This is a genomic window from Flavobacterium frigoris (assembly GCF_900111075.1).
In the GTDB taxonomy this organism is placed as follows: domain Bacteria; phylum Bacteroidota; class Bacteroidia; order Flavobacteriales; family Flavobacteriaceae; genus Flavobacterium; species Flavobacterium frigoris.
Genome location: NZ_FOFZ01000001.1, coordinates 398,820 through 414,624, shown reverse-complemented (window position 1 = coordinate 414,624; position 15,805 = coordinate 398,820). Strand labels below are relative to the sequence as shown.

Annotated in this window: 13 protein-coding genes; 4 read left to right on the top strand and 9 right to left on the bottom strand. The window is 34.0% G+C overall.

Features of this window, described 5'->3' with window-relative positions:
• Positions 1–120: 120 nt before the first annotated feature.
• Genes BMW63_RS01735 through BMW63_RS01720 form a run of 4 tightly spaced genes read left to right on the top strand, consistent with a single transcriptional unit; the run spans position 121 to position 3,180 of the window.
• Positions 121–1,089, top strand: coding sequence for a succinylglutamate desuccinylase/aspartoacylase family protein (locus tag BMW63_RS01735; protein ID WP_074720609.1), 969 nt, complete (start codon positions 121–123; stop codon positions 1,087–1,089).
• 56 nt (positions 1,090–1,145) lie between these two features.
• Positions 1,146–2,408 (top strand): pyridoxal phosphate-dependent decarboxylase family protein, encoded by a 1,263-nt coding sequence (locus BMW63_RS01730; RefSeq protein WP_074720607.1) that lies wholly within the window; start codon positions 1,146–1,148, stop codon positions 2,406–2,408.
• Positions 2,377–2,946, top strand: a complete 570-nt coding sequence (locus tag BMW63_RS01725; RefSeq protein WP_074720605.1) for a 5-formyltetrahydrofolate cyclo-ligase — start codon at positions 2,377–2,379, stop codon at positions 2,944–2,946. Before BMW63_RS01730 ends, BMW63_RS01725 begins: the two co-directional genes overlap by 32 nt.
• Positions 2,947–2,982: 36 nt before the next feature.
• Entirely contained in the window at positions 2,983–3,180 is a 198-nt protein-coding gene (locus BMW63_RS01720; RefSeq protein WP_074720603.1) for a hypothetical protein, read from the top strand.
• 53 nt (positions 3,181–3,233) lie between these two features.
• On the opposite strand, the gene BMW63_RS01715 is transcribed toward BMW63_RS01720, so the two are convergent.
• The 9 genes from BMW63_RS01715 to porZ form a co-directional block, all read right to left on the bottom strand.
• Positions 3,234–3,833 (bottom strand): lipoprotein signal peptidase, encoded by a 600-nt coding sequence (locus BMW63_RS01715; protein ID WP_074720601.1) that lies wholly within the window; start codon positions 3,831–3,833, stop codon positions 3,234–3,236.
• A 117-nt stretch (positions 3,834–3,950) separates the two neighbouring features.
• On the bottom strand, positions 3,951–4,331 hold the full coding sequence (locus tag BMW63_RS01710; RefSeq protein ID WP_074720599.1) for a TraR/DksA family transcriptional regulator: 381 nt from the start codon (positions 4,329–4,331) through the stop codon (positions 3,951–3,953).
• A gap of 3 nt (positions 4,332–4,334) precedes the next feature.
• On the bottom strand, positions 4,335–7,796 hold the full coding sequence (gene ileS / locus BMW63_RS01705; protein WP_074720597.1) for an isoleucine--tRNA ligase: 3,462 nt from the start codon (positions 7,794–7,796) through the stop codon (positions 4,335–4,337).
• A 138-nt stretch (positions 7,797–7,934) separates the two neighbouring features.
• A complete protein-coding gene (locus BMW63_RS01700) occupies positions 7,935–8,138 on the bottom strand; it encodes a helix-turn-helix transcriptional regulator (RefSeq protein ID WP_074720595.1) in 204 nt (67 codons plus the stop codon).
• On the bottom strand, positions 8,128–8,589 hold the full coding sequence (locus BMW63_RS01695) for a hypothetical protein (RefSeq protein WP_074720593.1): 462 nt from the start codon (positions 8,587–8,589) through the stop codon (positions 8,128–8,130). The genes BMW63_RS01700 and BMW63_RS01695 overlap by 11 nt, the downstream gene beginning before the upstream one ends.
• A gap of 179 nt (positions 8,590–8,768) precedes the next feature.
• Positions 8,769–10,664 (bottom strand): hypothetical protein, encoded by a 1,896-nt coding sequence (locus BMW63_RS01690; protein ID WP_074721136.1) that lies wholly within the window; start codon positions 10,662–10,664, stop codon positions 8,769–8,771.
• Between the two features lie 57 nt (positions 10,665–10,721).
• The gene (locus BMW63_RS01685) at positions 10,722–12,620 is read right to left on the bottom strand and encodes an outer membrane protein assembly factor BamB family protein (RefSeq protein WP_074720591.1); all 1,899 of its coding nucleotides are present in this window, start codon (positions 12,618–12,620) and stop codon (positions 10,722–10,724) included.
• A gap of 127 nt (positions 12,621–12,747) precedes the next feature.
• Complete coding sequence (gene recO / locus BMW63_RS01680) at positions 12,748–13,461, bottom strand: DNA repair protein RecO (RefSeq protein WP_074720590.1); 714 nt, start codon at positions 13,459–13,461, stop codon at positions 12,748–12,750.
• A 13-nt stretch (positions 13,462–13,474) separates the two neighbouring features.
• Positions 13,475–15,763: a type IX secretion system anionic LPS delivery protein PorZ gene (gene porZ, locus BMW63_RS01675; protein WP_074720588.1), complete on the bottom strand. Its 2,289-nt coding sequence runs from the start codon at positions 15,761–15,763 to the stop codon at positions 13,475–13,477.
• Positions 15,764–15,805 lie beyond the last annotated feature (42 nt).

The following is a 15,805-nucleotide window of genomic DNA, read 5'->3' as shown; positions in this document are numbered from 1 at the left end:
AGATACATCTTGATTCGGCGAGATGGATCTCATTCTTATTACTTTGGAGTTATTTATCTATTTAAGTCCAAATTTACGAATTACAAATAATAATCTCTAATTTTGATTTTTTAAAACATCATGAAAAACAGCAAACCCATAATCATTTTAGGAGAATCTATTTTGCCAGGCGAAAGCAAAACAATTGACATGGAAATTGCTAAACTGCACAACACCGGAGAACTTAAAATACCAATAATAGTTAGACGTTCTAAAATCGACGGCCCTGTTGTCCTTTTTTCAGCGGGAATTCACGGTGATGAAATTAATGGTGTTGAAATTGTACGTCAACTGATCACTAAGAAGATTAACAAACCAAAAATAGGGACTATTATTTGTATTCCCGTAATTAACATGTTTGGCTTTCTTAACAAAAGCAGAAAATTTCCTGATGGCAGGGACTTAAATCGCGTTTTTCCAGGAAGCAAAAGCGGTTCTCTTGCCAGCCGTTTCGCGTATCACATGCTCACTGAAATTATGCCATTAGTTGATTATGCCGTAGATTTTCATGCAGGAGGTGCCAGCAGATTCAATGCCCCTCAAATTAGAATCGCCCCAAACAATCCTGAATTAAAAACTCTGGCCGATGTCTTCAACGCCCCGTTTACTTTATATTCTAAAAATATTGCTGGTTCTTTCAGAAACGCAGGACATAAATTAAATGTACAAATGCTGCTTTTTGAAGGCGGAAAATCCCTTGACATTGACGAATCTGTCTCAGATGCAGGCGTACAAGGTGTAAAACGGCTTTTGACTCATCTTGATATGTTAGATCCAAAACATAGTATTGAGGAACCCGAATCGCAAACTATTTATATTGAAAAATCGTCTTGGATACGAGCACAATGTTCTGGCTTGTTGCACGACAATGGCTGTATTGGTCGTTATGTCCAAAAAGGGACTCTTCTCGCTATCATTACGGATCCTTTTGGAGAGTTTGAACGAAAAGTGAACGCCCCTAATGATGGCTACATAATCAATGCAAACCTTTCTCCTATTGTTTATCAGGGTGACGCTGTTTACCACATCAGCAAGACTTTGAAAACCTAACAATTATCATGTTTTTATTCATGTTGCCTCAGTAGTTTTGGGAAAAAATTACAAGCATGCAATTCTGGAAAAAATTATCGCAAATAGAAAGACAAGAACGCATTCAAAAAGCGTTAGATGAAAATGTGAATTTTGCAAAGGATACTTCCTTGGGATATCCTGCCTCTAAATTAGACGGAAAAGTATTCTATAGCGATGCGCCTTTCTTGAAGGACGCTCCTACATTACAGACTTATGTGGCTAACCCAAATCATATCGGCTGTCATACGCTTGGCACTTCAGAGAAAGCCTTCAAAGGAACTCAAGAAATGGAACGGGAAGTCCTAAATGTTGTTGCCGTAGATATTTTCAAAGCGCAACCCAATTCTTTTGACGGTTACATTGCACCTGGCGGAACGGAAGCAAACATTCAAGCCATCTGGATCTATCGCAATTTTTTTATGCACAAACAAAACGCAAAACTTTCTGAAATTGCCATCATAGCTTCAGAAGATACGCATTATTCGATTCCTAAAGCGGCCAATCTACTAGTGTTAGATTGGTTGAAAATTCCAGTCGATTTTAAAACACGACTTCTTGATGTTTTTGCATTAGAAACCATCATTATCAATGCGAAAGAAAGAGGGAAGAAATATTTTATTATAGTTTCAAATATGGGAACCACCATGTTTGGCGCAGTTGACAACCCAAACGACTATACCCAAATTCTAGAAAAACATCAGCTAAAGTACAAACTGCATATTGATGCTGCTTACGGCGGATTCGTATATCCATTCAGCAATAAAAACAGCGTTATCAATTTTGATAATCCAAAAATCAGCTCCATTACTATTGATGCCCATAAAATGCTTCAGGCGCCTTATGGTACAGGAGTTTTTATTTGCAAAAAAGGATTGATTGAAAATGTGCTGACCAAAGAAGCCGAATATGTTGAAGGAATGGATCTAACTCTTTGCGGAAGCAGATCGGGAGCCAATGCCGTAGCAGTTTGGATGATATTATTCACCTATGGCCATTTTGGATGGTGCGAAAAAATTAGAATCTTGCAAATGCGAACGGAATGGTTATGCGAAAAACTGGATGAATTACAAGTTTCTTATTTTAGAGAACCGTATATGAATATCGTAACCATCCCTGCTCAATACATCACAAAAGCACTAGAAGAAAAATATGATTTAGTTCCTCAAAAACATGGCGATAATAATCAATGGTATAAAATTGTGATTATGGATCATGTTGAAGTAGATCATTTGAGTACTTTTATAGCAGATTTAAAAGAGACCATCCATGCAAAAAAAGGAATTACGCTCGAAGTATAAAGCCTTAAGAAGCCAACTTTCTGACAATGCGATAGAAACCATGAGTTTGCTTATTGCTAATCAGTTGCTTGCACTGCCTATTTGGGACAAGACCTACTTTCATGTTTTTCTACCCATTACAGAACAAAAAGAAGTAGATACAGAATTAATCCTGCACTTGCTTTCTGGAAAAGACAAAGAAATCATCATCTCTAAAGCTGATTTTAAAACTAGAAAGATGACTCATTTCCTTTTAACAGACAATACAAAAATTAAGAAAAACGAGTATCATATTCCGGAGCCTATTGACGGAATCAAAGTTCCTTCGAATAAAATTGAAGTTGTTTTTATACCGTTATTGGCATACGACAAACAAGGGCATCGCGTGGGTTATGGAAAAGGTTTTTATGATCGGTTTTTAGGGGAGTGCAGTCCAGAAACCATTAAGATTGGACTTTCGTTTTTTGAGGCTGAAGAGTCGATTAAGGACACTCATGAAGACGACATCCGGATGGACTATTGTATCAATCCAAAAAACAGCTATAAGTTTAAATTATAATACCTAATTTCGCAGCCTAAAAAATATTTTAAATCTATGAAAGTTATTAAAGCTTCAAAATTTGCCGTGACCCTTCTGGTTATTCTCTTCACTGTATCATTATCAAGTTGCAGTTTTAGAACAACAACACACCGCTCTAATTACAAAGCAAAAAGGATTCCACCAGGACATGCCAAAAAAATCCATGGTGATAAAAGCGCAAAATATTATGCACCGGGGCACAATAAAAGATAAAAAAAAACCAATTCAGCATTTGAATTGGTTTTTTTTTATCTGAGCTTTTAAATCTAACTCTTATGAAAAGCTTTTTTATTGAAAAATATTAAGATCCCCACACCTGTCGAAATAGCCATATCAGCCACATTGAAGATGGCATTGAAGAAAGTAAAATCTTTCCCGCCCCACAGAGGTAACCAATTAGGCAAGGTTCCATGCCAAAATGGAAAATAAAACATATCGACTACTTTACCGTGAAAATAAGTACCATAAGGCTGTTCTGAAAACAACGTAGCCAATTGAGAATGACTATCGTCAAAAATTACACCATAAAAAACGGAGTCAATTATGTTCCCAAAAGCTCCTGCAAGTATTAGTGCGATAGCTACAACCAAGTAGTTTGAACTGTGTTTCTTTTCAATTGAATCCCACAACCAATACCCTATTCCACCAACAGCAACTAGTCTAAATAATGTTAAAATTAATTTCCCGTAAGCCCCAGGGATTTCAGTACCCCATGCCATTCCTTCATTTTCAATGAATAGAATTTTGAACCATCTAAAAACTTCCACTTCTTCCCCTAATACAAAATTAGTTTTGACATATATTTTCGAAACTTGATCAACGATTAATATAATGAAGATAAGTAGATACGCTTTTCGTAATGACATTTTATAAATTTTAAGTGGCGCAAAAGTAGTTAAATTCTAAAAATTAAATTCCAAATCCCAATAATTTTATAAGTTATTATTGGAATTTGGAATTTTACTATTAAAATTTGGAATTTCTTATCGTTGCAAGTTTTTAGCTTCTATACTCATAGTTGCATGAGGAACAATTTTTAGTCGCTCTTTACTAATTAGCTTACCAGTAACTCTACATATTCCATATGTTTTATTCTCTACACGGAACAATGCGTTTTTTAAATCCCGAATAAACTTCTCCTGACGAATCGCTAATTGCGAATTTGCCTCTTTAGACATTGATTCACTACCTTCCTCAAATGCTTTGAATGTAGGCGACGTATCATCGGTACCGTTATTCAAATCATTCATATAAGCACTCTTGATCAAGTCTAAATCCGATTGCGCTTTTTGTATTTTATTCAGGATTATCTCTTTGAACTCTGCCAAATCAGCGTCAGAGTATCTTGTTGGTGCCTCTACCATAATCTAATTATTTGTAATTACTATTTTTGTTTTTATCTCGTCAAATTCTATTTCAATACCCTCATTTATATTATCTACAAAAACCAATTCTTCCGTTAGTGTTTCTGATTTAATATAATCCACATTTCCTTTTACCGCCTCTTCTAAAATGTCATTTTTTTGTAAATGTACTTTTATCTTATCGGTTACTTCAAATCCTGAATCCTTTCTGATATTTTGAATTCTGTTGACTAATTCCCTTGCAATTCCTTCTTTTTTCAATTCCGGAGAAATAACAATATCAAGTGCGACCGTTATTCCGTTAGAGTTAGCAACCAACCATCCTTCAATATCTTGGGATGAAATCTCTACCTCTTCTATTGTTAAAGTTATGCTTTTTCCTCCAATAACAAGCTCTAAGGCTCCATTACTCTCCAATTGATTGATTTTTTCAGCAGAAAAACCTTGTATCTCTTTAGCAATCAGACCCATGTCTTTTCCAAAACGAGGTCCTAGTGTCTTGAAATTTGGCTTAATTTGCTTCACTAAAACTCCAGAGGCATCATCTAAAAATAAGATTTCTTTCACATTTACCTCCGCTTTTATAAGGTCGGAAACTGCTTCAATTTCAAGCCTTTGCTTCTCGTCAAGCACTGGAATCATTATCTTTTGCAAAGGTTGACGTACTTTAATCATTTCCTTTTTTCGAAGTGATAAAACCAATGACGAGATCGTCTGTGCTTTCTGCATTTTACTCTCTAACAATTTATTAACAAAGTTTTCAACGTGTTTTGGAAACTCTGCCAAATGTACACTGTCAAATTTTTCTGACTGTGTTGCTAAAGTTAAGTCTCTGTAAAGCTTATCCATAAAGAAAGGCGCAATAGGCGCTCCTAATTTACTTATTGTCAATAAACAGGTATATAACGTTTGGTAAGCTGCAATTTTATCCTGTGCATATTCCCCTTTCCAGAAACGTCTTCTACACAAACGAACGTACCAGTTACTTAAATTTTCCTGAACGAAATCAGAAATGGCACGAGCTGCTTTTGTAGGCTCATAATCGGCATAAAAACTATCTACATCTTTTATCAATGTATTCAATTCTGAAATAATCCATTGATCAATTTCAGGTCGTTCCTTTAACGGAATTTCAGCTTCCTCATATTTAAATCCGTCGATGTTAGCATACAAACTAAAGAACGAATACGTATTGTATAAGGTTCCAAAGAATTTTCTGCGAACCTCAGCGATTCCCTCAAGATCAAATTTTAAATTGTCCCAAGGATTTGCATTCGATATCATGTACCATCTTGTGGCATCCGGACCATACTCCGCTAACGTATCAAAAGGATCTGCTGCATTTCCTAAACGTTTAGACATTTTCTGTCCGTTTTTATCTAAGACTAATCCATTTGAAACTACATTTTTATAGGCTACTTTATCAAAAACCAAGGTCGCGATTGCATGTAAAGTATAAAACCATCCACGGGTTTGATCCACACCTTCAGCAATGAAATCAGCCGGGAAATCTTTATTCTCGTCAATTTTATCTTTATTTTCAAAAGGATAATGCCATTGTGCATAAGGCATAGATCCACTATCAAACCAAACGTCAATCAAATCCGCTTCGCGCGTCATTGGTTTTCCCGAAGCAGAAACTAAGGTGATTTCATCGACTACATTTTTATGCAAATCAATTAAATCATAATTGCTCTCATCCATGTTTCCAATTTCGAATCCTTTGAAAGGGTTTTCTTTTTGGAATCCAGCCTGGATTGACTTTTCTATTTCGTTATATAGCTCTCCTACTGAACCTATTAGAATTTCTTCCTGTTTGTCTTCTGTTCTCCAGATTGGCAATGGGATTCCCCAGAACCTAGAACGGGATAAATTCCAGTCATTGGCATTTTTTATCCAGTTTCCAAAACGTCCTTCTCCTGTCGATTTAGGCTTCCAGTTAATCGTTTCGTTCAAGTCAAACATTCTGTCTCTTACCTCAGTGATTTTTATAAACCAAGAGTCAAGCGGATAGTATAAAATTGGTTTGTCCGTTCTCCAACAATGCGGATAACTGTGGACATATTTCTCTACTTTAAATGCTTTATTTTCTTGTTTTAAACGAATTGCAAGCTCGACATCAATAGAACGATCTGGCGCTTCACCATCTTCATAATATTCGTTTTTCACATATTTACCAGCATATTCGCCCATGTGTGAAGTGAATTTTCCTTGTAAATCTACTAATGGCACCGGAGTTCCACTTTCGTCCAAAACCAACAATGGCGGAATTTCTGGCGTTGCTTCTTTCGCTACTTTTGCATCATCTGCACCAAAGGTTGGTGCGGTATGTACAATTCCTGTTCCGTCCTCGATGGTAACAAAATCTCCTGAAATCACTCTAAAAGCATTTTCTGGGTTTTGATATGGCAATGCGAATGGCAACAATTGCTCGTAACGAATTCCAACTAAATCAGCCCCTCTACATTCTGCAAGGATTTGGTATGGAATTTTTTTATCTCCTTCTTTGAAATTTTCAAAATCAGCAAGGTCTTGACTTTCATAAAATCCTTTCCCGAATTGTTTTCCAACTAAATTCTTAGCCAAAACAACATTGGTTAATGAAAACGTATATTGATTGAAGGTTTTTACTAAAACGTACTCAATTTTTGGACCTACAGTCAAAGCTGTATTTGATGGTAAAGTCCATGGTGTTGTTGTCCAAGCCAAGAAATAAACCTCATCAAGATCTAAAACTGATAATTTATAATGTTGTAAATTTTTTGAACTGATGTAATCATAAAACTTAGAACATAATAATTCTCTTGATGATTCCAAAACTTTGAACTGCGCCACAACCGTTGTGTCAGTTACATCACGGTAAGAACCTGGCTGATTTACTTCGTGAGAACTTAATCCTGTTCCTGCTTTTGGAGAATAAGGTTGAATGGTGTAGCCTTTGTACATCAAATCTTTATTATAGATTTGTTTAAGCAACCACCAAACCGTTTCCATGTATTTAGGCTTATAAGTTACATATGGATCTTCCATATCTACCCAATAGCCCATTTTTTCGGTCAAATCATTCCATACATCAGTATAACGCATGACGGTTTTTTTACAAGCCTCGTTATATTCTTCGATAGAAATAGACTTTCCAATATCTTCTTTTGTAATCCCTAATTCTTTCTCGGTACCTAATTCCACTGGTAATCCGTGAGTATCCCAGCCGGCTTTACGCTTTACTTGAAATCCTTTTTGTGTTTTATATCTACAAAAAATATCTTTGATCGCGCGTGCCATTACGTGGTGAATTCCCGGTAATCCATTTGCCGAAGGCGGACCTTCAAAAAATACGAAAGGAGGATTCCCCTCACGTGTAGTTACACTTTTCTCAAATATGTTTTCTTTCTTCCAAAAATCTAGTACTTCTGATGCTACAGTTGGTAAGTCAAGTCCTTTGTATTCAGTAAATTTTGTGCTCATTTTATCCTTTTCTTTAATCGTCGTGCGAAAGTAAGGAATTTTGAATTATTGTACACTAATTTCACTAATTTTCACAAATCTTAGTTTTTAAATTACGAGTAATCTCAGTAATTATCTACAAATTTAAAGCTTGAATCTCTATTTTTCTTCTACTTCTAATTCGAAGAAATCATTGACCGATTTTCCAAATAACTTTGATAGTTTAAGCGCTAATACTGTCGATGGTACAAAACGATTGGTTTCAATTGAATTGATTGTTTGCCTAGACACTCCTATTTTCTGCGCAAGTTCCTCTTGGGTAATATTTAAAATGGCGCGTTCTACTTTTAGTCTATTCTTCATTGTAGGCTTTTTTTAATTTCCTAAAAATAAGAATCTGAATCGATAATAAAACACCTAGAATCGTAAAATCACTAGTCATTTCCATTTTTGGTGCTGACGAAAAAATAAAAACAATGCTGTAATTAATAAAGGGCATTATCATAGCAAATAAAACTCCTACTATAAACGCATAACTATAGGATTGCATACGCAGTTTAATAATTAACTCATCTTCAATTTTTTCTTTGGAAATTGAAATTAAAAGCAAGCCAAAAATCACTCCTGTTTTCGCTATTTTTAAAAGCAAATCTTTAAAACCTATTGTTTCAAAAGAGAAATCTATAATTCCGTTTAAAATTAATGAAATGATAAACAATACCAAACCAACAATTTTAAATTTATTAGGTAATAGATAGTTAGTAGTTTTATCAATCTTTTCCATATCTTCTTGTGCTTGTGATTTGAATTCCATTAAGTTAATTAGTTAAAGTTTACTTTCCTTAAAGAATAGTACACTTGATTAAAAGACAAATATACTTTACTTTATGTACAAAAGCATATCCTTTGAAAAAAAATTTACCCCATCAATGAAAATAACCTTAAATAAAAAAGTCCTAATTGCATTTTTACAATTAAGACTTTCTCATTTACTTATTTAAAACCTCCTGCATAAACTTCCTTCATAAATATTCTATTTGAAAAAACAGGATTTACTTCTACTTTATCTCGATCTTCTTGATAAAAGGTATCTCCATAATAATCTTCAAATTCATAGAGAATTCTATGCGGAATTTTACCATTATTTAAAGCTGTTATTTCTCGATAATCTTGATATACTTTTCTTTCAAATGAATTTCTGTTTCCGTTTTCAAATTCTGTTTTTTCTGATGAAACAATGTTGAATTTCTCTTTATCTATAAAAAAATGATATTCGGTTTTTGGAATTACTCTGTTTTTGGCGTTAACTGTTTTCTCCGTATAGCTCAAATGATAACAGAGTCTTCCGTCGGAAGTTTCATCTGGCAGTAATTCTAACTTATTCCATAAATCAAATCGGAAAGAGGTTAACAAATTAATTGGATCTAGATTATTACTAATTTCCCAGTAATCGGAATTATTTAATTTTACCCATTTTTCTCCCACACTTCTATCTTGATAGCTCCAAGCCTCTGGGCCGTTTATTATTTCGTAATAATTATCAGGCATTTTCTTTCGAAGAAGATAATTTGTTGGTGTTGCCCATTTTTCTTCCGTTTGAGGAACATTGCTTTCTTCAAAATTTAATTTAGAAAGTAAATGAACTTTCTGAATGTTTTTTATAGCTTCATTTCCTCCCAAACCTATAATTATTTTAGCTAATAGCTCTGGATTATTCTGAAAAGCGATTGAATCAAGAATGTTGTTTCTTCGATCGTTAATCAACCCTAAATATTTAGTCCTAGTAATTTTCTCTTGTTCCCAATCGACATCTTGTCTTTCTATTTTTTCAAAGAAAGCTAATCTTGCATCTTCTTTATCTTCTTGAATTTTAAATCCTAATTTCTTCAATTCAGCAAAACGATTGGTATGAGTTCTTACTATATTATCAACAAAATTAGCTTTATTTACACGATCTATAATATCTGTACCTCTCGATGTTTGTTGATCATTTTGAATTAATAAATTAGCATAATAGATCGCCTTCTCTTTGTTTTCTATAAGCAAATAAGCGTACGCCAAATTATTGGTTAAAATAAATCTAATATTTGAATTTGCTTCAGACTGCGGATACTTAACAACTAAGCTTTCAAGATACGCTAAATGAGGCGCTAGTAACTTTGCGTCAAATCCTTTTTCAACTGTTATCTGTTCTAACTGAGTGGTGATTTCATTTTGAAAACTAAGCATTTTTGCATATTCTGAATGTTCTTTTGAGGTCATAAATTCAAATTTCTCCTTCGACTCTGTTGTACTATAACTCAATTTATAGTTCAAAAGATATTGAATACGATACATAGAAGCTTCTAAAACTCTCTCTAAGCCCAAATTTTCATCTACATTGCTTTCCCTAATTGTTCTATCCGTATCTTCAATTGCTTTTGTAAGTTGCGATTTTTGAAGATTACCGCTTACCCTGTCAATTTCAGAATTATCAAAATCCTGCGAAAAAATAATTTGATCAATGCATTTAACTTGTACATTAATATTAACCCGATAATTCGAATAAACACTGTATTTCCATTGCTTATTTTCTTTATCATAGGTACTATCCGCTTGGGTGCGGCTGTACTGTGGAAGCGGAATAGTTACATATATTTTTAACCTTCCTTCAGGTTGTTTTAGATAACCGTCAATATTAAAAAATTTCTTTTTGAATTTTATTTCTTCCCCTTTTAATTCCTTATCCACTTGATAAATGGTAGTTTGTGTCAACACATTATCTAAACATGGATATTGTGAATACGCAATTGCTGGTACATAAAATTTTTTTTTCTTAAAGTTAACTTTTTCTTGTGCATGAGTAATTGAAAGCCCAAAGAAAAGTAAGAATAGTAAAGTTTTCTTCATAATATAAAAAAAAGCCATCAAAAAATGAATTCTGATGGCTTTGTGGGTTATTATTAATTATTTTTTATTGAATATCTGGATAGAGTTATCTAATACATAAAAGATGTTTTGTGTAGCAGGATCTATTTCGTAAATCGGTTTATTATTTTTAAAAATAATTTTATCTACCTCAACACCATCTGATTTTCTGATTTTTACAAGCACTTTTTCACCCGTTTCTGCCTTAGCAAAAATATAAGCGTAATCCCTATTTTGTTTCATTGCATTAAAACGAGAATTAAACTTTTGAGTTACCAGACTCATAGCATTTGCTGCTCCAGCAAGACCTGCAGATGTTGCCATCTTACTTTTATTTTCTTCTCTCAAAACTCCTGTTGACATCTTCCCATTTGAATCTCTATAAGTCATGGTAATTTCACCACCTTGAGCTGCCGAAATGGCCGAAGCTGCTGCGGCAATTTGACTTCCTGCAATAGAAACCCCTTTTAAAAGTCTTCTTCCAGTTTCTCCTGGCTGCTTGTAAAGGTTATGGTATTTTACAGTTCCGTCCAAAGCCACTCCCATAACTTCAACAGGTCCTGAAATTGCAACTCCCCAAGGAAAATTTTCGATACTGTTTAAATCTTGTTCATTTTTGACATTTACCTTTGCAAAAGGCTCCGGTTTGTCATCAATACTTGGGTCAAATTTATAAAGCTCTTCATCGTTGTATACTAAGTAAGAATTAGTAGCTTCATCATATGTAGGTAAAACAGGTCTTTTGTCGTTAAATTTAATATTACGTTTCCATAACTTTACTCCTGTTTTATAATCTACCATGTTACCATAAGTCCCTGTTAGGTACATTACTTTTTCACCTACTCTACCTAGATAAAAAATAGGATCTTCTTTATCATCAGCAATCTCAATGAATTTTTTCCATAGCTTTTGACCATCTTTGTCAATAAGCATCATTTCATTTTCAGCAACATACAAAAAGTCTTGCTCAATAGCAATTACTCTTTTTAAACCATCCCCTCTTGCATCTTTTTTCCAAATTTTATCTCCTGTCTTTAAATCAAAAAAGTTAAAACCACCGTAATGTGCAATCAATAACTTTGTTCCCCAATCTTCTAAATAAACAACTTTTTTTGTTTTTATAGATTCTTCCCAAATACTTTTACCATTTTCAGTGCTTAACACATTTAAATATTCTTTTGAAGACAACATTCCTTTGCTGTTTACAACCACAATGTTTTTATCATTTTGAGTTGGAAAAAACTTAGTATACTCCTCTTCTGCTTTCCAGTTTAAACTTCCAGTTTCTCTATTAAAAGAATATAACTTACCAAATAAAAGATAGTAAATTGTAGATCCATTCACTCTAGCTATATTAGTGTTATTTGCGGTCTTAAAAGAAAGAGAAAAACTAAATAACGATTTTGCCTTATCAACAACCGTATTCCACTTTAATTTTCCAGTTTTCAAATCAACTAAAGCAATAGCCATGTCTCCTCCACTTTTAAGAGTAAGTAAATATTCGTCTGTTTCAGGAAGAAAATCAGATTGTGTTACCCAAAAAGATTCTTTTGAAGAATTGTAAGCAACTTTACCTGTATCTGTATTAATGATCAAAAACTTTGAATTAATATAAGCCTCAACATAAGGACTTCCAGCCACACTTGTTAAATCACTTTTTTCTTTGAATAAACTTCCGAAATCTGGATCTGACAAAATATCTGCCGCTGTAGTTTTTCCAAAATCATCTTTACCCAAGGTCCAGATTATTTTTTTTGTCTCAGGGTCTACTCCTTTAATAGTACCTCCTTCTTTAAAAACAATAACACCCGTTATTTCGTTTTGAACTAAATCTTGTACATTAGATTCTGTGGTGATTATTTCATCATAGTTTCTCTGGGAAAAACCAGAAAAACTAACTAATAAGACCAAAAGGACTGAAAGTGTAATTTTCTTCATAAATAATTTTTTTTGTAATATGGAGTTAGAATAAGTGTACTATTTCTACTTTTTTAATCATTGAGAAAACAATTATTTTTTTAAGAAATAGGATCGCCCAAATATATATATAAAATTTATATTATTATTAAGAAAAAACCTCTTTTAAAACCTCCAGAGATTTTGGTTTCTTGAAGCCATCAAGATGATGCATATAATAATTAATCAGGATTTTCAACACTAACTGTCTTTCAATGACGTGGAAGATTTTTTGCTCGGTATCAAATCGTAAAGCGATGAGTTTTTTAAACAAATTTGTTTCGTGCTCAGTCAAAGAACTAATGGCGTGAAATGGACTAAAAACACCTTCAGTCATTTCGAAAAAAGGCATGTCAATATCAGAGACATCAGGATAAAAACCCAAATATTTTGTAGCTTCTAGCATTAAAATCAAATGAAAATTGGCCATTTCATCGTGGTTATCTAGCCAAAGCAAGGCCGCTTCTAAAAAATCAAAAAGCGACTCGTTTTTTTCTTCTTCATGGATCGAATGGTGCAAAACTTCAGAAATAAACATCACAATGGTACTTTTATAAATATCAGAGTGTATGGTTTGAAAGGGCGTGCTAATTTTTATTTCTTTAAAGGTCTCCAGAGTTCCCTTATTCTTATGTACCGCTTCTATTTCGAGGATAGTTAAAGGTTGGAAATAGGCGATCTTCTGGTTCGATTTTCGCCCCGAAAAAGCATCCCGAACGAAGTAGGACTTTAATCCATGCGATTGAGTAAAGCATTTTACAATCAAGCTTTTTTCCTGGAATTTTATCGACGAAAGAACTATTGCTTTTGTTTTAACCTGCATTGAAATTTGAAATTTAACGAATAATCATTACTTTTTTAACTTTGGTTTCCACGCCGTCTTGCGCCGATATAAAAATCATGTACACCCCAGAAGCCACCTTGTATTTCCCAAAAGCAGTAGTATCCCATTCCATTGTACCACCTTCTGAAATAGCTTCATACACTAAATTACCGGCAATATCTGTGATTTTTATATTCGCTTTATTGATTAACCCAGCAATTTTCACCGTTCCATCATATTCAGGCCGCACTGGATTTGGATATACATAAGCATTATTTAAATCTTCACTGGCTTTTGTTGCAATGCCTTTGAAAGAAATTAACCCTTTGGCTGTCGCTATAAAAACTTCTCCTGTTGCACTGTTTATATCAATATCATTAATAATATTACTAGGCAAAGGAGAATTATTTATCGTAAAATGATATTTCGTTTCCTGACCGTTTGGTGACACCATAAACAAACCGGAATCTGCAGTACCTATCCATTTATTATTTGCACCATCCACTGCAATAGCAGTTATAAATTGCTCATAAAGTAATTCCTGAGCAAGGTTGTCATCTAAAATAATTATAGGATTTGCCGTTAGTTGATCCGCTGTTTGGAAATTCCCCACATTTGACAATACTCGCAGCCCTTTTATAGTCCCTATCCATAGTTGGTTTCTGTTATCTACAGCGACAGCTCTAACATCTGAAGCTGGTAAATTTCCTGTATCAGTACCGATTGTGATTTTTTTGAATGTGTTCGCACTTTCATTAAAACCGACGACACCATCTCTATTTGTTGTCATCCATTTTGTACCGTTTTTATCAATGACCATTCTACCAAAACTATTATCTTCACTAGAATCTAATATATTGTCCATCGAAAAACTCTGCCATTGCCCATTAGTTTTCAAAACTTTTAATCCGTTTTTCACGCGGCTATTCGTCACCCAAAGATCTCCAGATTTATCAAAGGCTGCCCCATTTATTCTAACATCAAAATAATTTAGCCCAGCAAATGTTAATGATTCTAGTCCGCTATTAGTTTGATCATATAAAACAGTAGGTTCGTCCGCTTCTATTTTTAATAATCCCGAAAAGAACGAACTGGCATATACTTCATCCTCTTTATTGGGATTAACAATTATTCTACATATTGATTTAGCTCCTAAAACAGTTTTATACGGGATATTTAGCCATCCTGCCTGGCTAAGCTTACTGATTCCATAACTATCTAAATCATATGGATTATAAGAGACGTCATAATCTCCATAGACTGCCCACAAGGAACTTGAGGTAGTTTGAAAGGCAAATATATTATTTCTGGAAGGCCCCATAGGTGTTGTATTTTCAAAAGAAGCAACCGTGGAGATTGTTGTGGTTAGCAAACCATTTTCTTTTGTTCCAATGTAAATCACATCTTCAATACTTGTGGCACAACTAAAGACAGGATTGTAATCTGGTATTTGATTGTTGTTTATCTGCCGTGTTAAACTCAATTGTTTGTTAAATACATAGACCGAAGTAGCAGTAGTTATAATTAAATACGTATCATTAGCCCTAGTGTCCACCGCAGGCTGTGGTAATACCATTAATCCAATAAAAGAATTTGTACTTGCGTCATATTTATTTACCGCTCCTGAATTGCTAACCGCAATTAGTTCCGTTCCAAAGGCTTCTATACCAGACCAACTTCCGGCTGTAACTAATTCCCATTGCTTATAGTCATTTAAGTTTTTACTTGAAATTGAAGCACGACGAACGCCATTGTTTGTTGCAGCATAAATAAACCCGTTATGAACGGCAGTTTGCTTCACACTTATTTCTGCACCAGCATCACCAATGAAGTAGGTGTCGCCAAAAAGCATACTGTTTAAATTAAATTGCACAATACCAAAATCACAAGAAATATAGACTATCCCCTCAAACTCCATGAAAAGATTCACTTTTTTCATGTTTGCAGGAAGCTGTTTGCTAATAATATCAACTACATTCAGCATTGTACCATCAGCTTCATTAATCACGATCATTAGTCCGTTTTCATAACCAACAAGTGTTTTGTTAAAAACAGTACTGTAATAGATGGAACTTATCGTTTGGCCCGAAAGCCCATCGACTGTATTCGTTGTTTTGATTTGGTTATCAATTGTGTTTTTAGAAAACAAAGCGTTTTCTGAGGCAGCATAAATTGTGGTGGGAGAGACAGAAATATCCTTAATCTCATTGTATGAAAAATAGCCTTGCCACAACAAATTGTTTTGGGAAAAACCTATTTGTGTCAGTAGAAAAATCAGAAAGCTAAAAAATATTTTTTTCATTATAGAGGATACTTATACTTCACAAATATAGCACAAACGAAA

Excerpts from the sequence above, each read along its gene's own strand:
- BMW63_RS01735 (WP_074720609.1), top strand. The coding sequence starts at position 121 with ATGAAAAACAGCAAACCCATAATCATTTTAGGAGAATCTATTTTGCCA.
- BMW63_RS01730 (WP_074720607.1), top strand. The coding sequence starts at position 1,146 with ATGCAATTCTGGAAAAAATTATCGCAAATAGAAAGACAAGAACGCATT.
- BMW63_RS01725 (WP_074720605.1), top strand. The coding sequence starts at position 2,377 with ATGCAAAAAAAGGAATTACGCTCGAAGTATAAAGCCTTAAGAAGCCAA.
- BMW63_RS01720 (WP_074720603.1), top strand. The coding sequence starts at position 2,983 with ATGAAAGTTATTAAAGCTTCAAAATTTGCCGTGACCCTTCTGGTTATT.
- BMW63_RS01715 (WP_074720601.1), bottom strand. The coding sequence starts at position 3,833 with ATGTCATTACGAAAAGCGTATCTACTTATCTTCATTATATTAATCGTT.
- BMW63_RS01710 (WP_074720599.1), bottom strand. The coding sequence starts at position 4,331 with ATGGTAGAGGCACCAACAAGATACTCTGACGCTGATTTGGCAGAGTTC.
- ileS (WP_074720597.1), bottom strand. The coding sequence starts at position 7,796 with ATGAGCACAAAATTTACTGAATACAAAGGACTTGACTTACCAACTGTA.
- BMW63_RS01700 (WP_074720595.1), bottom strand. The coding sequence starts at position 8,138 with ATGAAGAATAGACTAAAAGTAGAACGCGCCATTTTAAATATTACCCAA.
- BMW63_RS01695 (WP_074720593.1), bottom strand. The coding sequence starts at position 8,589 with ATGGAATTCAAATCACAAGCACAAGAAGATATGGAAAAGATTGATAAA.
- BMW63_RS01690 (WP_074721136.1), bottom strand. The coding sequence starts at position 10,664 with ATGAAGAAAACTTTACTATTCTTACTTTTCTTTGGGCTTTCAATTACT.
- BMW63_RS01685 (WP_074720591.1), bottom strand. The coding sequence starts at position 12,620 with ATGAAGAAAATTACACTTTCAGTCCTTTTGGTCTTATTAGTTAGTTTT.
- recO (WP_074720590.1), bottom strand. The coding sequence starts at position 13,461 with ATGCAGGTTAAAACAAAAGCAATAGTTCTTTCGTCGATAAAATTCCAG.
- porZ (WP_074720588.1), bottom strand. The coding sequence starts at position 15,763 with ATGAAAAAAATATTTTTTAGCTTTCTGATTTTTCTACTGACACAAATA.